Source organism: Nisaea sediminum, assembly GCF_014904705.1.
Classification (GTDB): domain Bacteria; phylum Pseudomonadota; class Alphaproteobacteria; order Thalassobaculales; family Thalassobaculaceae; genus Nisaea; species Nisaea sediminum.
The window spans coordinates 1-20,602 of record NZ_JACZCQ010000005.1; the positions used below are offsets into that span (position 1 = coordinate 1).

General features: G+C 63.0%; 20 protein-coding genes. 19 read left to right on the top strand and 1 reads right to left on the bottom strand.

Going from position 1 to position 20,602, the window contains the following annotated elements:
• The first annotated feature begins 237 nt into the window (after positions 1-237).
• The 11 genes from IG122_RS10530 to IG122_RS10580 all read left to right on the top strand — a co-directional run bounded on the left by IG122_RS10530 (position 238) and on the right by IG122_RS10580 (position 14,007).
• Positions 238-648, top strand: a complete 411-nt coding sequence (locus IG122_RS10530; protein ID WP_193183258.1) for a hypothetical protein — start codon at positions 238-240, stop codon at positions 646-648.
• A 59-nt stretch (positions 649-707) separates the two neighbouring features.
• Positions 708-1,115, top strand: coding sequence for a hypothetical protein (locus IG122_RS24455; RefSeq protein WP_193183260.1), 408 nt, complete (start codon positions 708-710; stop codon positions 1,113-1,115).
• A gap of 3 nt (positions 1,116-1,118) precedes the next feature.
• Positions 1,119-1,700 carry a head-tail connector protein gene (locus IG122_RS10540; protein ID WP_193183262.1) on the top strand — a complete coding sequence of 194 codons (582 nt, stop codon included), beginning with the start codon at positions 1,119-1,121 and terminating at the stop codon, positions 1,698-1,700.
• Positions 1,697-2,518, top strand: a complete 822-nt coding sequence (locus tag IG122_RS10545; protein WP_193183264.1) for a hypothetical protein — start codon at positions 1,697-1,699, stop codon at positions 2,516-2,518. The genes IG122_RS10540 and IG122_RS10545 overlap by 4 nt, the downstream gene beginning before the upstream one ends.
• Positions 2,515-3,033, top strand: coding sequence for a hypothetical protein (locus IG122_RS10550; protein WP_193183266.1), 519 nt, complete (start codon positions 2,515-2,517; stop codon positions 3,031-3,033). The genes IG122_RS10545 and IG122_RS10550 overlap by 4 nt, the downstream gene beginning before the upstream one ends.
• Positions 3,030-3,440, top strand: coding sequence for a hypothetical protein (locus IG122_RS10555; RefSeq protein WP_193183268.1), 411 nt, complete (start codon positions 3,030-3,032; stop codon positions 3,438-3,440). Before IG122_RS10550 ends, IG122_RS10555 begins: the two co-directional genes overlap by 4 nt.
• A gap of 70 nt (positions 3,441-3,510) precedes the next feature.
• Positions 3,511-4,689, top strand: a complete 1,179-nt coding sequence (locus IG122_RS10560) for a phage tail tube protein (protein WP_193183270.1) — start codon at positions 3,511-3,513, stop codon at positions 4,687-4,689.
• 64 nt (positions 4,690-4,753) lie between these two features.
• Positions 4,754-5,149 carry a hypothetical protein gene (locus IG122_RS10565; RefSeq protein ID WP_193183272.1) on the top strand — a complete coding sequence of 132 codons (396 nt, stop codon included), beginning with the start codon at positions 4,754-4,756 and terminating at the stop codon, positions 5,147-5,149.
• A 53-nt stretch (positions 5,150-5,202) separates the two neighbouring features.
• Complete coding sequence (locus IG122_RS10570; protein WP_226893501.1) at positions 5,203-5,496, top strand: hypothetical protein; 294 nt, start codon at positions 5,203-5,205, stop codon at positions 5,494-5,496.
• An 82-nt stretch (positions 5,497-5,578) separates the two neighbouring features.
• Positions 5,579-11,971: a tape measure protein gene (locus IG122_RS10575; protein ID WP_193183274.1), complete on the top strand. Its 6,393-nt coding sequence runs from the start codon at positions 5,579-5,581 to the stop codon at positions 11,969-11,971.
• A complete protein-coding gene (locus tag IG122_RS10580; protein WP_193183276.1) occupies positions 11,971-14,007 on the top strand; it encodes a hypothetical protein in 2,037 nt (678 codons plus the stop codon). The genes IG122_RS10575 and IG122_RS10580 overlap by 1 nt, the downstream gene beginning before the upstream one ends.
• On the opposite strand, the gene IG122_RS10585 is transcribed toward IG122_RS10580, so the two are convergent.
• Positions 13,985-14,278 carry a transcriptional regulator gene (locus IG122_RS10585; RefSeq protein ID WP_193183278.1) on the bottom strand — a complete coding sequence of 98 codons (294 nt, stop codon included), beginning with the start codon at positions 14,276-14,278 and terminating at the stop codon, positions 13,985-13,987. The genes IG122_RS10580 and IG122_RS10585 overlap by 23 nt on opposite strands.
• Positions 14,279-14,366: 88 nt before the next feature.
• On the opposite strand from IG122_RS10585, the gene IG122_RS10590 reads away from it, so the two are divergent.
• The 8 genes from IG122_RS10590 to IG122_RS10625 all read left to right on the top strand — a co-directional run bounded on the left by IG122_RS10590 (position 14,367) and on the right by IG122_RS10625 (position 20,433).
• Positions 14,367-14,849, top strand: coding sequence for a hypothetical protein (locus IG122_RS10590; protein WP_193183280.1), 483 nt, complete (start codon positions 14,367-14,369; stop codon positions 14,847-14,849).
• An 80-nt stretch (positions 14,850-14,929) separates the two neighbouring features.
• Complete coding sequence (locus IG122_RS10595) at positions 14,930-17,152, top strand: LamG domain-containing protein (RefSeq protein ID WP_193183282.1); 2,223 nt, start codon at positions 14,930-14,932, stop codon at positions 17,150-17,152.
• Positions 17,149-17,769: a DUF4376 domain-containing protein gene (locus IG122_RS10600; protein ID WP_193183284.1), complete on the top strand. Its 621-nt coding sequence runs from the start codon at positions 17,149-17,151 to the stop codon at positions 17,767-17,769. The genes IG122_RS10595 and IG122_RS10600 overlap by 4 nt, the downstream gene beginning before the upstream one ends.
• 1 nt (position 17,770) lies before the next feature.
• Positions 17,771-18,502, top strand: a complete 732-nt coding sequence (locus IG122_RS10605) for a LamG-like jellyroll fold domain-containing protein (protein ID WP_193183286.1) — start codon at positions 17,771-17,773, stop codon at positions 18,500-18,502.
• Positions 18,503-18,609: 107 nt separating this feature from the next.
• The gene (locus tag IG122_RS10610) at positions 18,610-18,924 is read left to right on the top strand and encodes a phage holin family protein (RefSeq protein ID WP_193183288.1); all 315 of its coding nucleotides are present in this window, start codon (positions 18,610-18,612) and stop codon (positions 18,922-18,924) included.
• Entirely contained in the window at positions 18,924-19,520 is a 597-nt protein-coding gene (locus IG122_RS10615) for a pesticin C-terminus-like muramidase (RefSeq protein ID WP_193183290.1), read from the top strand. Before IG122_RS10610 ends, IG122_RS10615 begins: the two co-directional genes overlap by 1 nt.
• 33 nt (positions 19,521-19,553) lie before the next feature.
• Complete coding sequence (locus IG122_RS10620; RefSeq protein WP_193183292.1) at positions 19,554-20,084, top strand: hypothetical protein; 531 nt, start codon at positions 19,554-19,556, stop codon at positions 20,082-20,084.
• Between the two features lie 16 nt (positions 20,085-20,100).
• Entirely contained in the window at positions 20,101-20,433 is a 333-nt protein-coding gene (locus IG122_RS10625; protein ID WP_193183294.1) for a hypothetical protein, read from the top strand.
• Positions 20,434-20,602: the final 169 nt, after the last annotated feature.

The window sequence follows — 20,602 nt, forward strand, 5'->3', positions numbered from 1 at the left end:
CGTGGCCCGCGTCCTGATCATGTCCCAGGTCGCCTCCACCACGGGCGCCGACAACGGCCTGGTGGTGTCCCGCGGCCGCCGCCGCACCGGCGGCGGGGTCCGTCAGCCGGAAGCCATCCGCAAGCTGAAAATCGCCACTTAAGGCGCTTCCCCGCGCCGGAACTGGCTATTGCACGGCCGGGCGTTTCGCCCGGCCGTTGCCGCTTCAAACGCGTCAAATATTGGAAGGAGGACGGAATGTCTTCTCGTGATCTTTACAACAACGTGAAAGCCCTTGGGGCGATCTCGCCGCAGGAAATCGGCAGCAACGGCGCCGTCAACGGCGCAATCATCGATACGGCAGGCTTCGAATCCCTGCTTTTCTCGATCGCGTCCGGAGCCGTCACCGACGGTGCCTTCACCCCGAGCATGACGGAGGGCGATGAATCCGACCTCTCGGACGGAACCGCGGTCGCGGCGGGCGACATGCTCGGCACCGTGGCCGGGGCGACCTTCGCCGATACCGACGACAATGCGGTGAAGAAGGTCGGATACCGGGGCAACAAGCGGTACGTCCGCCTGACCTTGACGGCTGCCGGGGTCACCAACGGCGGTTTCTTCGCGGCGACGGCGCATCTCGGCCACCCGCGTAACGCCCCGGTCGCCTGATAGGCATCCTGCAACTCTAGGGGCGGCGTCTGCCGCCCCTCCCCATTTCGGAGGCAGACATGCCGATCAAGATGAAAGAAACGCAGCCCGGATCGGTCGACGGAGTTAAAATCCACCGGTACCTCAAGGGCGAAACCTATGACCTGTCCCGGACGCCTGGCGAACGCGACCTGAAAAAGGTGTTTCTCGACAACGATTGGGCCGAAGAAGCCGAAATCACCGGTTCCGGGGGCGACGACACGCTCTACGGCGGTGACGGCAACGACACCCTCGCCGGTACCGGGGGCGACGACACGCTCTACGGCGGTGACGGCAACGACACCCTCGTCGGTACCGGAAAGTTCGAAGCGGTGCACGCCGGCGGTCCTCACTTCCATGTGGTCGACGGCGCCGGAAATCCGGTCACGAAGAAGATGCGGAAGGCGGAGGCGGAAGCCGAGGCCAAGAAGCGGAACGGTGGAGCCTGATAAGTGCTCACCACACTTGCAACGGTCAAGGAAGACCTCGGCTATACCGACACGGCCGCCGACACGCGCCTGCAGCGGTATATTGCCGAGGCTTCCTCCCGCATTGAGGGCTGGTGCAAGCAGCCCCTGCTGGAAGCGTCCTATTCACATATCGAGCGCAGTCCTGGCGCGGCAATCTTGTTGCCGCCTGACGGGAAACTAGCGTCAACGGTTTCAATAACGACCGTCACCATCGGCAGCGAAGAGCTCGACGCGGCTTTCTATGAACTCGACGGCGCCATTCTTTACCGCCTGTCCGTTTCCGGCGCCCGGGTCTGCTGGGGGTTATCGCCGGTAACGGTTGCCTATCAGGCCGGATACAAGGGCGCCGCCGAGGCCGGGGCAAATGTCCCTGCCGATCTGGAGCGGGCCTGTATCGACCTGGTCAAGGACCTGGAAAGGTCGCGCGAACGGGATTCCTTCATTCGCCGCGAAGATTACAGCGACGGAACGTCGCTTTCCTACGGCACGATGGGCGCCGGGCAGACCATCTTCGACGCCAAGCGAGGTCCCCTCGCCCCCTATCGCAAGTGGGCGCCGGTATGACGCCCGCGAAGATGGGAGGGATCCTGCGGCGCCTCGGAGAAGCCGCGATCTACACCCCGCCTTCGGGCCCGGCGGTCGCCTGCCACGTGAAGCGCGTCGGCGGTGCGCGGTCGGTTCAGATCGGGCAAGTGACGGTTACCGTCTTCGACCTTGGAATTCACGTTCTGAGAGACGCCCTGACGCCGGTTTCCGGCGGGCAGATTTCCATCGGCTCGCAGACCTGGACAATCGGGGCCGTCGAACCGCTTGAAAAGGATCCTCTGGGGCTGCTTTGGAATTGCCGGGCGACCTGGGGTGTTCCGGTCATCTGGAAGCACAAAGCGGGCGCCGGCACCACCCGGCAGCCGGTCATCGGCGGGCCGTTCGCCGCCTCCGGCGACGCGGGTGTCGGCCTGATGACGGTCGCCGCGACGGGCGCCCATCCATTCGCCGCCGGCATCCTCTCCGCCGGCGCCAAGATCACGGTCGGTGGAACCGAATACACCGTCACGGGCGAGGTAAAAGCTTCGTCCAACCAATTCACCAATGTGCCCGTCACGCCGGTCCTGGCGGCCACTTATGCCAGTGTCGCCTGCGAAATCACTCAGGCGGGCGAGAACAGTATCACGGCGGCCGTCGGCCACTATTCGGAAACCGAGATCCTCGGCGGCGTCGCGTCCGGTGACCGGCGCCTGGTCGTGCGCGCCTCCGAATTTGCAACGGCGCCGGAGCCGGGCGACGTGGTCGAGATGGAAGGCGACGAACTCCTGGTGGTCGACGCCAGGCCGATCTTCGAAGGCGCGACTATCGCCGTTTGGGACGTTCAGCTGCGCAAATGAGCCTCGCTGATTTCTCGCGTGCGATTGCTGCCGCAAAGGCGCTGACGACCAGGCTGCACCTGTCGTTCGTCACCGACCTTGCAAACAGTATTGCGGCCTCCGGTCCGTCCGAAGTCATCCCCGATCAGAAGTGGGGGAAATACATCGGGGGAACGGCCTCGGTTCGGTTCGGCGCGCAGGCGCCGGCCGTAGACCTCGCCCTCGAAACGCTGGAGCGCCTCTCGCCCGTTCTCACGGGTCAATACCGGGCCAGCCATGAGGTCCTGGTCAACGGGAATTTCGTGGATTGGCCGGTGCAGCTAGGCCCGCAGGACCGGGTGAAGATCATCAACATATTGCCCTATGCGCGCCGGATCGAACTCGGCTGGTCTGCCAGCGCTCCGGACGGGGTCTATGAGGTCGCTGCTTCGATAGTCGCCGGGCAGTTCGAAAACGTCCGGGTCCGCTTCTCCTATCAGAGCGCTCCTGGCGATCCTCACGCCCGCAACCCGGGGATGGAGATTTCTCTGCGATGACCGATTCCGCCGTTATTGCACTGATCCTTGCAAGAGCGGACGCCTTCGCGGGCGCCCCGCGCCGGGGGGAGAACGACCATTTCGATGCCAACGGCCGGCCGTTCTTCGAAATTGCGTTCCCGGGCGCCGGGAAGCGCCGGGGGGCCATCGGCGACGCCTCTAACCCCCTCTGGAGCGAGGACGGGGCCTTCATGTGCCACGCCTATGTCCCGCTCGGCGCCGGCCGCGAGCATGCGGATGCCATCTGCGACGGGCTCAGTGATTTGTTCCTGGAATGGGCCACGCCGCCGGCGGGGCTGACGATCTTCGAGAGGTTCCCCGGATCCGAAGGACCGCGGGACGTATCGGGCGAGCGGTGGTGGGGCCGGTCGTTCGGAATCCGGTACCGGTACCAGTCGACCGGCTGAACGCCCCACCAGATATCGCAACAGCTTTTCGGCCCGCTCTTAGCGGGCCGTTTCTCTTCGGGAGACAAACATGGCTACCACTGGATATTTCGCGTCCCAGCAGACGGACGATCTCACTATCGGCCTCGCGCGCGAGGCCACCTGGGGCACCCCGCCCGCCTCCACCTATACCGGCATGCGGGTGCAGTCGATCAGCCTGAACGAGAGCAAAACCCGTTCGCGCCCGAACGAAATCCGCTCCGACCGGCAGGCATCGCCCGCAGTTACGCAGGACGTTTCCGCCTCCGGCGGCCTGCAGTTCGCCATTTCCTACGGCAACCAGGACCTGATCTGGCCGACGCTTTTCACCGGCGACTGGTCCACGGCCCTTGCGATCGCCGATACCGGTCTTTCGGCCGACAATTCCGGCGGAACCTTCGACGGCGGCGCCAGTGATTTCGACAGTGTCACGGTCGGCCAGTGGATCAAGGTTGCCGGTTTCGATACCGCCGGCGCGAACGGCTATTTCCGCGTGATCGACAAGGCCGGCGACGGATCCTCCATCACGGTTTCCCCGGCCCCCTCGACCGACGCCAATGGCGGTTCCAACGAGATCAGCATCACCGGCTCGATCCTGCACAACGCGAACGTCGTGAACACGCTTGCCGTTCAGGAACGCTACAGCGCATCTGTCGGGACAATGTTCTCCGGCTGCATCGCCACAGGCGGTCAGATCAACGCGGCCCGCGGCCAGTTCTTCAGCGGCACGTGCGACCTGGTGGCCAAGAGCAAGACCAAGCAGACGTCGGTGGTGGGCACGATGGGAGCCGCGCCGCAGAACGACGTGTTCAACACCGTCGGCAACATGAATGCGATCGCGCTCGGCAACCTACCCAACGCCAAGGTGAACAGCATCACCACCACCATTTCCCGCACGGGTGCCGGTGCGAGCTATGCAATTGGGGACCCCGCGGCTATCGGCGTTCGCCCCGGGTCCTTCATGTCGTCCGGCCAAATCGAACTCTATTTCAAGGATTTCGAGGCTTACGACGCCTACGCGGCCGAAACCAAGCTGGTGGTCTACTACCGGGTGACCGACGCCGCCGGTAACTCCTACATCGTGACACAGCCCCGAGTGGTGCTCGGCAGCGAAACGCTCTCCCGCGGCGGCCCGGGACAGGACGTCATGGCGACCTACGCCTTCGAAGCCGACCCGGACCCGGATCTCGGATGGATCATGCAGATCGACCGCTTCCCGGCCGCTGCCTGACAGGCGGCGCCTTAGGGCGCCGCTTCCCCTTCCCCACCAACCTCAAACCTAAGGACCATTTGACATGGAACTGAACGAATTCGCCGTTGACCCGAAGAAGTCCGAGGATGGCTTCAAGCTCGAACTGTCAGAGACCAGCGGCGTCGTGCTTCGGTCGGCCTCTTCGGAGAAGGCGGCCAAGGTGCTTGAGCGCCTCATGAAACCCTACGTCGCGTTCCAGAAAATCCCGGACGACGTCTCCCGCCGGATCGACGCGCAGTTTGTCTGTCAGGGCCTCGTGGCAAGCTGGTACGGCCCGTGGACGCTCGACGGCAAGAAGATCGACACATCGAAGCCCGGCGAGATGGAGAAGCTGCTTCAGGATCCTCGCTTTGCCGCCCTTCGCCGCAAGTTGATCATGGCGGCCCGCAACGAGGCCAACTTCAAGGAAGAACTCGAGGCGGCGGCGGAAAAAAACTAGCCGCCTGGGCCTCGTGGGTCTTCCGGTGGGCCGACCAGGCTGAAAACATCGCGATGATGCACCTTGAAGACGGCGAGGAGCCGCCGGAAAGGTGCATCCCGCCGGACTTCAACCCCGCATGGGGGGTCTATAGGCGCGCTTTCGACGCGCTGACCTATGACCGCCCCCCGGCGATAAGCGGGGTGGCCCATATACCGACCGCCGTGATCATCGCGCACGCGAAGGAAATGGACGGGGTTTCCGGCAAGGAAGACCTCCGTTTCTACCGCCGCATGGTCAGAGCGATCGACCGGGAGTGGGTGCGGGCCGCTCAAGATCTCAAACCGAAGAAAAAGGCCGCCGAGTGAACGCTCCGGCGGCCTTTTTCGCTTTTCCGGGCCCGCCACGCGAGGCCCGCCCCTCCGAATTTAGTCCCCCTAGAGGATCATCATGAACCTTGAGACCAACCGCATCGTCCACGAGGTCGTTATTGACGACCGCGGCGCCGTGCGTGGTGCTCAAGGGGTAGAGAGCGCGCTCGACAAGGCCGCCGCCGCAACCGCGCGCCTCGACAAGGCCGCCGGCGATGCGGGCGGGAAGCTGCAGGCTGTCGGCAGCGCTGCGGTATCGGCCGCAAAGGGCGTCGGGAGCGCCGCCACGGCAACGCTGGATGCCGCCGCGGGGGTCGCGGCGTTCGCCTCCGAGACGCTGACCGCAGAGCGTGCCTGGACCGCCCTCGAGCTTTCAGTCGCGACCGCGACCGGCGGCATCGGCGGCCTGAAACGGGAAATCGCGGAAACGGTGGTGGAAACCAAGCTGTTCCGCGAAGAGGCGACGGAAGCGGCGAAGGCCTGGTCAACCCTGAAGCGGGCGGCGGCCGGTATCGGCATCGGTCTCTCGATCGGCGGGCTTATTTCCGAAGCGCAGGAATACACCCGGGCTCAGAACCTGCTTGCGCAATCGGTGGAAGGGTCCTCGGCGCTCATCGAACGAAGCGTCTACGGCATCGCGCAGGCTTCCGGTCAAGCCTTTACCGAGTTGGCCGGCCTGACTAAAGCGCTGGACGAACTGCCCGGGGGACAGCGAAAGAGGCTGGACGTCGTAGAAGGCGTCGCCCTTTCCCTCGCAAAAATCCCCGGGGCCGCACAGTCGTCGAGTGCCGCCGTCACCCAGTTCACGCAAGCTATGCAATCTGGCGTTTTTCGTGGCGACGAGTTCAATTCCGTGATGGAGCAGGCGCCGCCGCTTGCCGACGCGCTCGCGAAGGGCCTGGGAGTCGCGCGAGGGGCGCTCCGGGCAATGGCCGAAGAAGGCAAACTCACGACAGAGCGCGTCTCCGAGGCGCTGAGTTCCATGCTGCCGGAACTCCGAAGATTCAACCAAGAATCCGCCCGGGCCTTCAGCCAGTGGGTGCAAATCGTTGACAACGCCTTCGGGCGGTTCTCTGCGAACGTGGACCAGCGCGCCGGCGCGTCCGCGAAGCTCGGCGAAAGCCTCGGTGGCGTTGCCGAGCGCCTGGAAAGCATCCAGGCGCAGAACGCCGCTGTTGCCGTTCTCGAAAAGCTCTCCTCGATAGCGGGTATCGCCGCCGACGCAGTCTTCCTCATGGCCGATAATCTCGACCTTCTCGTGGGTGCGTGGGTGGCTTGGCAGGCTCTCAAGGCGGTCACGGGGATGGGTCTATTTGCCAGCTCGGTTCGAACGGCATCAACCGCGATTGCTACGCTCGAGGATATCAGCGGCAGGTCGATTCCGAAGGTTGCGAAGGGGCTTACTTCTCTCGGTACCGCCGCCGCCTTTTCCGTAAGTCCTATCACCATCTTACTGACAGCCGTTCAAGCGGTAGGCGTTGGCCTCCTGCTCTATCAATCCCGAGTGACCGATGCGCAGCGCGCGAGCGAACTGCAGGCCCAGACCATGGACCTTGTTGCAGACGGCATGGCCAAGGCGCGCCGGGAAACGGATTCCACGGCGAAAGCAATGGCGGCCCTCGCCAAAGCCTCCGCCACCGAGGCAATGGTTCGCGCGCAAGAGAACCTCGCCGCTCAGGCTGAAGAACTGCGCGACCGCGTCGATGCGGTTTCTCACTCCCTGTTCGTGATGACGAACAACCGCGTTCCCGAACTCGCGAACATGCGTTCGGGGGTGAAGGAGATCATGGCCGAATTTGCGGCCGGCCGGATTGATGTCGACGGTGTTGGCGAAGCCCTGGCCAATCTGGTTGCCACCAATGAGAACTGGAGGTCGAAAGCGGGGAACTCTTTCGAGGCCATTTCGGGCTGGCGGGAACAAAACGAAGTTGTTGCCAAGGCCAACGCCCTGATTGCGGTGCTCGCCGGGACCGCGACCGACGCGGAGATTGCTTTGCTCGGGCTTGGGGACAGCGCCGGCAGGACCTCCGGTTCAGTGAACAAGTTTGTAACCGACCTTCGCGCGGAGGCGTCTCTTGTCGGGAAAGTAGGCCTCGCCCGGGAAATCGCCATCAACCTTCGAAAGGCAGAGACGACCGCCACGACCGAACTCGGCCGCGAAGTGATCAAACTTACGGCTGCGCTGGCCGGGGAGGAAAATCTTCGAACCCTCCGCGGGCAGAACGACCGGCTTGCGCTCGCGAAAGCCGAGCTCGATCTCATCGGTGAAGGCGAAGCCGCCCGCGCGAAAGAAATGGCCGTCCTGCAGAAGCAGCTCGACCTGAAGGAACGCGGCATAGACCTGACCAGTACGCAGGCCCTCGAAGAATTGCGGCTCGCAAAAGCCATCGCCGACGTCAACGAAAAAACATCCAACGCGCGCGCGACCCAAGGGCTTGAGCGCAGGGCTGCACTCGCTAAAGCCGAACTTGACCTCGTGGGGGAAGGCGAAGCCGTCCGGGACAAGGCTCTTGCCACCCTGCAGAAGCAGCTCGACCTCAAGGAGCGCGGCGTAGACCTGACCAGTGCCCAAGCGGCGGAAGAGATCCGGCTCGCGCAATCGATAGCCGAAACGACCGCGGCGACAAGCAACGCAAACAAGCTTCAGGGTCTCCGCGAAAACCTTCAACTGATGAAGTCGGAGATTCAGCTCGCCGATCAAGGCGCGGCCATCCGGGAGGCTGGGGTTGCGGTCTTGCAGAAGCAACTCGAGCTCCGCCGCCGCGGGATTGATCTGACCAGCGAGCAGGCCCGGGAGGAACTTCGCCTCGTAGAGGCGATCGCTGAAGCGTCTGCCCAGATCAATAATGTCCAGGCGCTGCTCGGGCTGCGGGAGAGCCTCAAGATTGCGGAAGCCGAACTGGCCCTCGTCGGAGAAACCGCCTCCATTCGGGATTCTCAATTGGAGATCCTGAAAAAAGAACTCGACCTCAAGCGCCGCGGCGTCGACCTCACCAGCGAACAGGCTCGGGAGGAACTCCAGCTTACTGAGCGCATTCAAGCCACGCGGGTACAGCTTGAGAGGCAGCGCGATGACCTTGGCGCGATCCGGGGTATTTTCACGGACCTGTCCTCTGCCGTGTCAGACTTCGCGACAGGGATCGCCCAGGGCACTACTAACATGCGCGACCTTGGGAACGTCGGAGAGGCTGTTCTTGCGAAACTCATCCAACGTTTCAGTGAACTTGCGTTTCTAAATCCCGCACAGAATATGCTGTTTGGCGACACGCTGCCGACTATCAGCTCCGTTCTCTCGACCGGCTCGTCAATACTCGGCGGTGGAGGAGGGATAGGCGGCGGTGGGGTGGGCGGTCTCTCGAACCTATCCGGCGCGGGTTCGTTCTTCGGCAACCTGACAAACACGGGATCGCTGACCTCTTCGTTTGTGCTTGGGCCCACTGGCCAGAGCTTGGGGCTGTCTCAGGCCATCCCGGGCGCTGCGAACGGAGCGATCGCTTCCGGATCCGGTATCGCCCCGACCGCGCTAGGCTCCGGCATCCTCCAAGCTGGATCGCTCGCGGTTGCCCCGTTCCTCGGCATGGGGGTCGCCGCGCTGGCGTCCCTGTTCATGAAGAAAGACCTTCCTCGGTCAGCGGCGCAACTCGGCGCTGAGAACGGCTTGTTCGGCGTGACCGGTGTGGACGTCGGGAACGGCGGTGACCCCGCGGTCGGGCAAGCCATCGGGGACGCTGCGGCCGGCATCGCGAACGCCTTCCTGCAGGTCTCTGGGCTGCGCCTGGGGGCTGACGCCTCGCTCGGCATGATAGGGCTTGATCAGCGGGTATTCCGCTCCACGACGAGTTCGGGCGCCTATAGCGATGCGCCCGACGTGCTCGGCATTGCGGGCTTGCCCCGGGACGGACGTTCGTTCGACAAGACCGTGGGAGGCCAGCGCGCCGCGTCGGCTGACTTCGCGGTTCGGAACCTACTGAAGCAGGTTCTGGAAGGCACACTGGACGGCCTCACCGAAACCACTGCGGACACGCTGAAACTCGGTCTCGGCAATCTGGCCCGGAACATCGAATCCTCAATGACGGAGGGCGAGGCCGAGACCTTCGCCCGCCGCCTCGAGGTGCTCGCCGGGTGGGACAGCCTCCGCGAACAGATGGAGGGCCTTGACGCGGTCGCGGGGGACACGGCGCGGCGCCTGGAGAAGGCCGCGAAGAGCCAGGAACTCTTCAACAACCAGATCTCCGCGCTTCGGGACGAAGCCAACAAGGCGGTCGCGGAATCCGGCTCCGGTCTCAAAGGTATCGGCGACTTCATTGATGACGCGCGGGCCCTGTTCGATCCGACCGGCGGCAACCGTTTCCAACTGCGCTATCAGCTCGCCCTCGGCGGTGGGTCGGATTCCATCGACGGAAATGCGAACGTCTACACCGATCCGGGCGAGAACGGGCGCGGGCGCACGCTTCAGGACATTTTCTCCTTCGGCGCGAACGACCGCTCCAGCGGCGTCAATCCGAACCAGATCGTGGTCTTTGATGAACTGATCGAAACCATTGATCAGAACCTCGGCGACAACGGAAAGCTGATCGAGGCGTTCCACAAGGCTGGTGACAACCTCGATTTCAACATCTCGAAGCTCGCCGACATTCTCGAAGAGCGGGGGGTAGAACTCCAGCCGATCCTGGACGACTTCTTCAACACCGAAGTCGCGCGGGAACGCCTGAACGAAGCCGCCGACATGGCCCGGTTCAAGGTCGACCAGTTCTTCGAAACTCTGGTCGGCGCGGGTGACGCCATATCCGGACCGCGTCAGCTGTTCGAGGACATCGTTCCGGCCGTCTCCCCCATCGTGGAGCAGTTCGAGAATCTCAAGGCCCAGATAGAGGCGACCCGGCCCGATATCGAGGCGTTGAACGAAGACCTGGCCGCGATGGGCGAGGCTGTCATTGACGTCGACGGCAAGATATCTCAGGCGACGGGCAAGGCGGCCGAACAGGCCCAGAACCAGTTCCTCGCGGGCCTCGGAATAGCGGTCGGCGCGGACGGTACCATACGGCAGGCCTCGGTTGATTTCGACGCGATCAACTCGCTGGCCCAGACCATCAAGGGGCTGGACGAAAACGCCCGCGTGATTTTCGAGAATGACCCCCGGGGCCTGTCCGGTCAGGTGGCGACGAAGATCAACGAGATCCTGCAGGCGGGTATCACGCAGATCCTTTCCGGCGCTGAAGACGAAGCGACCACGCTTGAGCAACTGGAAATAGCGTTCGGGGAACGGATCGCCGGCTTTGACCTGGCGATCGGCGACGCGACGGACGCAGTGCAGGAAATTTCCGAGGAAATGCGGCAAGCGCAGTCGCTGATGGCAACGGCCGTCTCGGCTCTCGATAGCGAGATAGCGTCCCGAACCTCGCTGATCTCCTCTCTGCGGGCCCAGGTCGCGCAAATCAGCCAGGCCCGTTTCGGCTATGCGACGAATGCGCAGACCTCGCCCTTCTCGACCCTTGAGCAGCTGAACCGTGCGGAAGCGCAGTTTGACAAGCAACTGGCGGCGGCGCTGGCGGGCGACGAGCAGGCGCAGTCCACGCTCCTGTCCACGTCTCAGTCCTTCCTGGAGGCGTCGAAAACGTTCTACGGGTCCACAACCGACCATTTCGACAACTTCCAGAAGGTCGACCAAGGGCTGGCGCAGCTGGAGACGTCTTTCCGCTCGGAAATCGAAGTGCAGGTTTCCCAGCTTTCGGTGCTTGAGCAGATCCGGGACGAACTTGCGGAGCGTACCGGGGTGACGGAAACAAATCTCACGCCGGTGACCTACGCGCGCGGATCCGACGGGCAGTACATCGCCACGTCCTCCGGTGTGGTTCAGGCCGGTTATTCGCTTGGCGGCAATCCGTCCCAGAACCTGCAGATTCTTCTCCTTCTGGCGGCGGCGGGCCTGCCCCTTCCGTCAGGGTTCGGGTCCGGCCAGCTGAATGCGCTCCGGGCTGGCAATTCAAACGTTGACGCGTTCCTGTCAGCTAACGGTTTCGCGATGGGCGGCATCATGACGCCGCACGGGCCGTTGGCACTGAACACATACGACAATGGTGGGATTGCGAACTCGCCGCAGCTCGCGCTGTTTGGCGAGGGCAGGACGCCCGAGGCCTATGTTCCCCTTCCGGACGGCCGGTCCATTCCGGTGAGCATGAGCTTCAGCGGCGCGGCGAATGATGGAGTATGGGCGGAGCTTAAGGCTGTCCGGCTAGAACTCGCTAGCATGCGCTCGGAGGCCATGAACTTCGGGGCGCCGGCGAATGACGGCTACCTGATCGAGTTGAGGGCCATGCGGCAAGAGATCGTCGCCCTGCGCTCCGAGAACGCGGAATTCCGCCGGACGGTGGCTGCGCTTGGCAACGAGGCCGCCTCGCAACGCGCCGAAAGCAACAAGATCCTCGGCAACATTGAAACGGGGGGCCGCCAGCAAAAGGCGGCGACACGCTGATGACACAATATGTCGACGTCCTCTTGCTGACCGGCGCCCCGAAGGCGGGGGATGGCGTCACGCTTGGGCACGAACTGGCGGTGAACTCTAGCCTTTCGGAAGGTGTTGCAGGGTGGGACGACGGGGTTTCCGAAATCAACTTCACGGAAGCCGGCGGCGTCCTGGCCCTGTCGCCCACCTCCACGCTGAGACAGACGCTAGGCCTGTCCCAGACGGGAAAGACCTACCGATTCGAGATCCGCCTGCGCAACGTCGACGTGAGCACTATCGTCATCGACGTGCGGGCGACAAAGGAAGCCCCCTATACAACCGACGTGCTCTATCTGAACACGTCCTTTTCCAGCACGGATTGGACGGTGATCCAGCAGGATCTGGTGGTTCAGGACGGCTATAACAGGGTTCAGCTTTATCTCGCCGTGTCGGGCTCGGGCTCCCAGACCATGGAGGTCGACTACATCTCTTTCCGGCAGGTTGGCGGCGGCGGGGAAAGCGTTTTCCTCTATGCGCACAACGGCAGCGGTGGCCTCCGCACGTCGGCAACCAACAGCCGCTTTCCGGACAGGTTCATTGCGGACCCAATGACCACGCCTGGGGCGATCACAGAGCGCCTGCAGATGACGCACCTGGTGCGGTTTGACGGGGCCCCCACTTTTTCCGAGGCGCGGCTAAACAACTCCGATGGGGCGCTGAATGGCCTGAAGAATTTCAACTTCAATGAGCGGCCGGCGGAACTTTGGCGTGGGCCTGTGGATCAGGAGCCTTTCGACGGTGACGGGTGGTTCCAGATTTACGATGCGCTGATCCGCGCCGTCGACGTTGCCGAGACGGTCAGTGTGACGGTGCGATCGAAGGCGGAGGCCGCGAACAAACCGCTGCACCGGAACTTCTTCGAAGGCACTTCCGAAGCGACCGGTGGCACCAACGGCGCGCCGGAGGTGGCCGGCCGCTGGCTGCCTGTCATGGTTGGCAATGCCAGGAACGTGGAGTTCCTGCCGCTGAACGGCGTAGACCAGATATTCGCAACCAACTTTGACAAATATGGGAATTACGCGCCGGCGCAATACGCCACAAACGACCTGATCGACATCTTCGACGGCGGGGGCCGGATCCAGTATCAGGAAGATGCCGCCGATCTGGCGGCGCTGCAGGCGCTCACGGTGACGGAGGGATACTTTGCACAGGTGCCCTCTCTCGGCTTGTTCAAGACGGGGAGCCAGCCCGTCTACAAGCTGACCGGGAGCCTCGGACGGAGTTCCAGTTCTTTCAATAGCCAGATGGAAATGAGCGAGACGATCGCCTGGCTGCTGGATAATTTCGGCGAGGGTATTTCCTCCGCCAATTATGACCCGGATGCGCCGACCGGCGGCGATATCGTCATGTACGTTTCCGAGCAGCGGACACTTGGCGAAGTGATCCAGGCCATCGCGGACGGGCAGCTTCACTACACGACGTGGGACTTGCTCGGCACGCTCTATGTCCGCCCGCTGCCGGCGCCGGAAAGCGCGACGCCGGACTACGTCCTGGACGATGCCAATATCATTTCGCTTGATCTGGCGGACCCGGGCCAGTTTGAGCGCAGCCTTGTGCCGGCGGGGCAGATTGTCGTCTATTCCGACTATAACTATGCGCCGCTGCAGCCGGGCGAGATCACCGGCGAAGCGACGGTGGACGGCCGCGCCCTCCGGGCTGAGAAGTTCGACCCGCGATATATCGAGTTGAAACAGAACCTCGAGGCGGACCCGTCAGCGGGCAAGCTGGAAATCGTCGCGCATATGAGCACGAAGAACCGGCAGCTCGAAATCGTGGGTACGCGTGCGATCGAGCTCTTCGGGGTGCCGCGCGACCCTTACTATGTGACTTTCTCGCCCGATCTTTTCGAGAATCCGTGGACTATGAGGCCGGGCAAGGTCATGCAGCTTAAGACCTCGCTCCGCGGCCTTTCGCCGGCCGGGAGCAATTTCGTGATTGTGGAGTTGGTGAAGGATCCCGGGTCGGGGGGCGCGGCGCCTGTGTTCAAAGCGCTTCTTTGGGGATGAACCGGACGCCGTCTTCTCCGATGAACTCGACCCTGAGTGTGTCGCTTCCGGCGCGGAGCGCGGCCTCGATGCTGGCAAGGTTCTCGGCAAGCATCTTCGGGGTAACTGGTGTTCGGTTGATGCGGTCGATCGTGGGCTTGGAAACGCCGGACACTTCGGCAAGGTGCGCGTTGGACCAACCGAGCCCGCCTTTCGCCGCGTATATCTGAACGCCCGTGATCATGATTTCGGAAGTATGGGGCGTGATAATTTTTTTATCACGTCGGGTCATTTTTTCGCGCTCCGGTGGTTGAAAATTTATTCTGTCGTGATAAATTATTTATCACTTAAGCAGAATAGATTGTAAATCGGAGTGTGGCATGCAACGGAAATCATGTTTTGCGCAGACGGCGAATCGGGTGCTGATGGCCGCCATCCTGCTCGTCTCGGTGGTGGCGCCCGCCGCTGCCGAAGATTTCGGTCAGCGGAAGGCTCTGATCGCCGAAGCGGTGGCGGCTTCGCGTTGGGGCCGTCTTTCGGAGCATGAGAAAACCGACTTGTTTGCCGCGCAGGCGTGGGCCGCCCTCGAAAGGGACGGCGCGGTGTGGTGGAAGTTCGATCTGTCGCTTTCCTGTCCGGAGACCCGGGCCGTTGCCGGTGGTGCGGATGCGGACGCGGAATTTCTGTTCCCGCGGCATGTGGCGGGGCGGACGGTCGCGCCGATAGTCTACGAAAAGCGCGCCTCCGAAGGACTGGAGCCGATAAAGGTCAAGGTCTGCGGAACATTCAAGTCCGGCATCATTCTGGTCCGCGACGCTGCGGCGCTGGAAGCTGTCAAAGGTATCTACCGGGTGGTCGAGTAAGGTCTCGGCCCTCGCCTCGGATCGACAATCAAAGAACTTTCGGCGCCGCCTCTCGGGGCGGCTTTTTCTATGGAGCAATCATGGCCGTTGCAGCGCTTGGGTGGATGAACCACGCCTCGACCGTCGAGGGCGGACACTTTCAGTCCGCGTGGCCCGCGGCAAAGGCCCTATCGCTGCCCATGGCGGACGTCGCGCACGCGGCGACGACCGGCGCGCGGCGCTTCTATTTCTGGGTGGAGACCGGGGGCGAGGCGGTTCAGGCGATATCCGCGCACTATCACAATATGTCCGAACACGCACAGTGGAGGGTGGTGGCCTCGGACTCGCCGCTGCCTCGCCCCGATCTGGACCTTGATTTCCGGACCAATGCGCTGGACGACGCCGTGACCCTGACCCGGGCGTCGACGGGGAACTATTACGATGCCGCAGGCGTGGAACAGCTCGCGGCGGTGGATGAGGCGCGTTTCGACCACGACCCGGCAACCGGCCGGCGCAAGGGCCTCCTGATCGAAGGCGAAGCCGTCTCGATCGCCGGGAGCGAGTTTTCCGAATTCTTCACGGCCGGCGCCGGAACGATCTATGCCGAATTCGAGATGACGAACGACACGCTGCAGCAGCAGGGCGTCATCTCCCTGTCGGATGGAACGACCGACAACGAAATCCGCGTGTCATTCGACGGGTCCGGAAACCTCGATTTCGACGTTGCGGCCGGCGCCTCTCCGCAAGCCGCCCTCGACGCGACCGTCGATATCGCGACCGGGACAATCTTCCGGGTGGCGATCGCGTGGGATACCGATGATTTCGCTATCTCCGCAAACGGCGCGGCGGTGGTGACGGATGCCGGGGGCTCGGTGCCAACGGTGGACCGCATCTTGTTCGGCGCGATCGGCGACGGCACGGCGCCCGGTGAGCTCTGGCTGAGAGACGTTCGATACTACCCGGAGCGCTTGCCGAACGCCGCCCTGGTCGCCATGTCGACAAACGGCACGATCACCAGCGCGGTGGATGCTCCGGATCTGGATACCGGGTGGCCCGATATCTGGCCCGGAGACCGGACGCCGGCGAACTCAAAGCACCTGCCGAAGCTGACGCGCATCTTTCTGTCCACCCCGGTCACGCACACGTCATGGCTGGTCGAGATTGTCGACCCTTATCAGGGCCCCGGCGAGGATCCGGCCGACGACGGCCTGGCGCTGCATATCGGCTATTTCGGGCTATTCCAGGTCTACCAACCCGCTATCAATGTCGACTTCGATCTCGAAGAACAAATCGTTCATCGAACGAGCTATCAGGAATCCAGGAGTGGCCAAAAGACTTTCGACGTCCGACCGAGCAGTCGCGAGTGGAGCGGGACATACCGCAACCTGACGCCGGCCGAAAATGCGCTCGCGCGGGAGGTCAAGATCTCGGTCGATAAGAACCTGCCGATCCTGTTCATGTTCGACCCGGCGGCTACCGACTGGCTGCAGACAGATATTCTCGCGACGAATGACGGCCGGTCTGCAAGCAGGCTCTCATACAGCGGTAATTCCGACATATACACGGTCTCCTTCCGCCTGGCGCAGATCGTGGAGCCGACTTCAATTTCATCCGCAGGAGGCGTTGCCGTGGCAAACAATGTGACGGGGCCGGCCTCGTCTGTTCTGAATCGGTGGGTCCGGTGGGCTAATACCATCGGCAACAAGATCAAGGTCAGCCTCTGGAGCGAAGACGATGCCGGTGTTGTGACGGCCGGCGGCGCGCTGAACATGAACAGCAAGGCGGTTAACAATTCCTCGAACCTGATCGAGCAGGGCCTTCACACCTTCGCCGTTCCGATCATCGGCGCGCAGACCAGAACGACGAACGGCGCGGAGCTCTATGAATCGGAGGCCGCGACCAACGATGTCATGAAGGGCGGCTACGCCTTCGATCCAGACACGGAAGAGGGCGTCCAATATTATGGCTGGCTTCCGAAGTCCTACAATGGCGGCACCGTCACCGCGATCATCGCCTGGACCGCCGACAGCGGTTCCGGTGATGTCGTCTGGGGTGTCCGGGCGAAGGTTCTGGGAAACGGCGATACGATCGATAGCGCCTTTGGAACAGAGGTCACAGTCACGGACATGCTGACCGGGGCCGGTGAATTCTGCATCGCAGACGTGACCGGCGCGATCACACCGGCCGGCACCCTGGCCGGCAACAAGCTGCTCATCGTTCAACTCGTCCGCAAGGCCGCGGACGGCTCCGACACTCTCGCGGCCGATGCCGTCGCGATGATCAAGGCGGTCAATATCACCCTGAACGCGGCGACCGACGCATGATCAGGTACGCACTCTATCGTTTCAGCGACGGCGCGTTCATACGGCACCAGGAGTTTCGCGAGGGGCGAGGCCCAGCCGCGTCCGTAGCGGGAAAGGGGCGGGCGTGGGTCGCGGATCCGCCGCCCGCTCTCACGATCTATCAGGACGAGGCTTGGGACAGCGAAGCGAAAACGTCCGTTGCCGTCCTGAAGCCCCTTTCCGAGCAACAAGCCATCAAGAACAGGCTGATCGACGCCAAGGTGATTAGTTTGTTTGGCGAAGGCTTCTATTACGAGATCCCCGGCTCTGGTGAAAAGCATCGCTACCAGCTCGATCTGCACGTTTCGCAGTTTCGCATGGTCTCGGTCATGTCGGCTCATAACGACGGCCAGGGCAACGCGAACCGCAACCGCTGGCGGGACGCGGAAAACGTGAACGTCACGATGAGCTCGGGCCAGAACAAGGCGTTCCTCCGGGCGGGCAAAGATTATGTCCAGGACATTATCCACAACGCGCAAGACCTGAAGGACGACAACGTCGCAACCTCGACGCAACAGGAATTCGACGCGGTCGACGTCGAAACCGGTATAGGCGGACAGGACGGCAGCGCCGCCGGCTGGCCGAACAACGGTAGCTGACATGCTGATCGGCAACACGATGGCGCTTCCGGGAAGGCGTCCCGCCGGCGGCGGCGCCACGGATCCGTATTTTGCAAGCGTCGCGCTGCTGCTGAACATGGACGGAGACAACGAGTCCACGGACTTTACGGATTTGAGCGCGGCCAGCAACACAGTCGCGGCGCAAGGAGGTGCGCAAGTAAAAACCGCAAGAAAGAAATTTGGAACGGGCGCTTGTGAACTGGATGGGGTTGATAGCGCCTTAAGTATTGCGGGCACATCCGCCTTTGATATGGGGGCATCCCATTTTTCGCTGGAATCATGGGTCCTTTTGGACACCCTGAAAACTTATAACGTTATCTTTGCGTCGCATTGGGACGGAACGGCCGGCGGATATTTCTTTTACATAAACAGCTCTGGCCGCCTCGCGCTCTATACCGGATCCGGGTTTCTCACGGCGTCGTCCGGCACGGTGTCGACTGGTGTCTGGAACTTCGTGGCCTGGTATCAGAACGGCGACAACCTAGGCATGTCGCTGAACGGTACCGAGGTTTTTTCCGGAGCCACGCAGACCCTGAACAGGGCCACGACCTCCACATCTGTCAATCCGAAGATCGGAACGGTTGACAACAATGCGTCTGTATTTATGGACGGCGTGCGCGACGGCTTCCGACTGACTATCGGGACAGATCGTGGATTTACCGGCAGCGGCGCACCCACGCCTACCGCCCCCTTCCCGACAAGTGGGCCCTAGCTCTAAGCGTTCGGCTTGTGTGGGACCGTGGGGCGTACCCGTGTTGAGATTTTCTGACGAATTCGGTCGCAACTCCGTGCGGCCGCTTTTCATTGAGGGGAAACGAAATGGATTGGCGGGATCAGGCGTCGGCCTGGCTTTCGAGTTTGGTGCCTTATGTCTCGATTTTCGGGGCATCGATTCTTGGCCGGTTGATGTATCTGGCGGGTCTCTGCCGGCGCGGCGACCGCCGTTTCTGGTCATGGTCGCTGCTCTGGGAAATCCCCGTTGCTTTCGGTATGGGGCTGATCGGCGCGGGTGTCGCGGAATATCTGGATCTCGGTCAGATGGGCGCACTCGGAACCATCGCGGTGGCGTCCTATCTCGGTCCGCGCGGCGCGGAAGCCACGCTGGAGCGTTTCCTTGACAGGAGGTCGACATAATGTCCGCCGCCGCACTCGCGGGCGCGCCCGGCATCGACCACGCCTTCATTGACGAGCGCGAGGGCGGGCTTCGCACGGTGGGCTACGTGCCGCATGCGGACGGCTCGGATTCCGGGGTGACGATCGGCGCGGGCGTGGACCTTGGTCAGCGTTCCGTCGAAGAACTGGAGCGGTGGGGGTGCTCCGCCGCCCTGATTTCCGCGTTGCGGCCGTATCTCGGTCTGAAAACGGCCGATGCGCAGCACGCCCTTGACGAACGGGGCTTGATCCTGGTTGAGGCCGATGCGCGCACGCTCTCGATCGCCGCGCGGCGGTGGGTGACCGAGACGCTTGCGCGCAACTATGAGCGCCACACCGGCGCCCTCTTCGAAGACCTCCCCGCCGCCGCTCAGACCGTCATCGCGTCGGTGGCGTACCAGTACGGGCCGAACCTCTATCTGCCGGCCAATAAAGGTGGTGCGCCGAAATTCTGGGCCGCCGCCTGCCGGCAGGACTGGCCAGGGCTCGAGGAAGAGCTCCGCGACTTCGGCGACAAGTACAAGACACGCAGGATCATCGAGGCCGACTACCTGCGCGACAATCTGAAGGTCGGCTGACCAACCCCTGAAAATCAGAACTGGAGATCCGCCATGCTGCGAAAGCTGGTTGGAATACCCGTGGCGTGCCTTGTGCTGCTCGCTGCGGTGGTTGCGTGCGAGAGCATCCCCGCCCCCATGGACAAGGCCGCGGACGTTGTCGTGGACGCGAAGAGCAACGAAGCCCGAGTGGTCCGCTTCGCCGGTTTCGCTGAAATCGGCTGCGCCACCCTCACGGCCCGCGGTGACACCGATGCGGGGCCCGCCTGCGCGCGACTTCGCGGTCACGCCGAAGCGGTGGCGGCTGCCCTGCAGGGCAATTTCTTCGAGCGCACCATTTCGGCCGGCGGCCAGGCCCTTGCCCTCGAGGCCTACAGGCTCATTCGCGGGGAGGTTCCGTCCGGGAAATTGTCGGCAGACGAATACCTGCAACTTGCCGCCGATGCGCTCCGGACCTTTGAGCCGGCCCGCGCTGCCATGACCGACCTCGCCGGCATGGTCAAGGCGGTGGACGCCGGAGCCATGCCTTACGGGGATGCCCTCGGTGAGGTCATGGCGCAGTTCGACAAATCCACGAAACTCTGACCGGAAGAAGTTCGTCATGAAATGGAAGAAGTACATTCCGGACCGCAAGGTCCTGTCCAGCGGGCTCGTGGGTGTCGTGGGATTCCTCGCCACCCTCGGTCTGAACGCGGCCGGTGTTGCGGTCGACTATGAAACCGTGATGCCGATCATCATCGTGGCGGCCTCTTTGGTCGCCTATTTCGTGCCGCCGTCCGCCCTGGACATCGCCCGCAAACTCAATGATGACATCATCGAGTTTGGCGTGGGCCTTGAGGAGAGCGCCGCGACCTATGAGGGTGCCTATCAGGCCGCCCTTAAGGATCCCGCCCTTAACCGGCCGGAGCGGGCCAGTGACGGTAGGAGCGGCTGATGCGAGGTCTTAGCGATATGCAAATCGCTGGCATCCTGGCGCTCGTTGCCGCCCTTGTAGGTCTCCTGCTCTGCCTCGTCGCGTGGGCTGTCTGCAAATGGATCGGAGTGCCGTTCCCGGGGTGGGTATGGGCTGTCGGCCCGTTTGGCCTCGCGGCGGTGGCGGGTGG

Coding starts and splice junctions, on each gene's coding strand:
- IG122_RS10530 (WP_193183258.1), top strand. CDS start 238: ATGTCTTCTCGTGATCTTTACAACAACGTGAAAGCCCTTGGGGCGATC.
- IG122_RS24455 (WP_193183260.1), top strand. CDS start 708: ATGCCGATCAAGATGAAAGAAACGCAGCCCGGATCGGTCGACGGAGTT.
- IG122_RS10545 (WP_193183264.1), top strand. CDS start 1,697: ATGACGCCCGCGAAGATGGGAGGGATCCTGCGGCGCCTCGGAGAAGCC.
- IG122_RS10550 (WP_193183266.1), top strand. CDS start 2,515: ATGAGCCTCGCTGATTTCTCGCGTGCGATTGCTGCCGCAAAGGCGCTG.
- IG122_RS10555 (WP_193183268.1), top strand. CDS start 3,030: ATGACCGATTCCGCCGTTATTGCACTGATCCTTGCAAGAGCGGACGCC.
- IG122_RS10560 (WP_193183270.1), top strand. CDS start 3,511: ATGGCTACCACTGGATATTTCGCGTCCCAGCAGACGGACGATCTCACT.
- IG122_RS10565 (WP_193183272.1), top strand. CDS start 4,754: ATGGAACTGAACGAATTCGCCGTTGACCCGAAGAAGTCCGAGGATGGC.
- IG122_RS10570 (WP_226893501.1), top strand. CDS start 5,203: ATGATGCACCTTGAAGACGGCGAGGAGCCGCCGGAAAGGTGCATCCCG.
- IG122_RS10575 (WP_193183274.1), top strand. CDS start 5,579: ATGAACCTTGAGACCAACCGCATCGTCCACGAGGTCGTTATTGACGAC.
- IG122_RS10580 (WP_193183276.1), top strand. CDS start 11,971: ATGACACAATATGTCGACGTCCTCTTGCTGACCGGCGCCCCGAAGGCG.
- IG122_RS10585 (WP_193183278.1), bottom strand. CDS start 14,278: ATGACCCGACGTGATAAAAAAATTATCACGCCCCATACTTCCGAAATC.
- IG122_RS10590 (WP_193183280.1), top strand. CDS start 14,367: ATGCAACGGAAATCATGTTTTGCGCAGACGGCGAATCGGGTGCTGATG.
- IG122_RS10595 (WP_193183282.1), top strand. CDS start 14,930: ATGGCCGTTGCAGCGCTTGGGTGGATGAACCACGCCTCGACCGTCGAG.
- IG122_RS10600 (WP_193183284.1), top strand. CDS start 17,149: ATGATCAGGTACGCACTCTATCGTTTCAGCGACGGCGCGTTCATACGG.
- IG122_RS10605 (WP_193183286.1), top strand. CDS start 17,771: ATGCTGATCGGCAACACGATGGCGCTTCCGGGAAGGCGTCCCGCCGGC.
- IG122_RS10610 (WP_193183288.1), top strand. CDS start 18,610: ATGGATTGGCGGGATCAGGCGTCGGCCTGGCTTTCGAGTTTGGTGCCT.
- IG122_RS10615 (WP_193183290.1), top strand. CDS start 18,924: ATGTCCGCCGCCGCACTCGCGGGCGCGCCCGGCATCGACCACGCCTTC.
- IG122_RS10620 (WP_193183292.1), top strand. CDS start 19,554: ATGCTGCGAAAGCTGGTTGGAATACCCGTGGCGTGCCTTGTGCTGCTC.
- IG122_RS10625 (WP_193183294.1), top strand. CDS start 20,101: ATGAAATGGAAGAAGTACATTCCGGACCGCAAGGTCCTGTCCAGCGGG.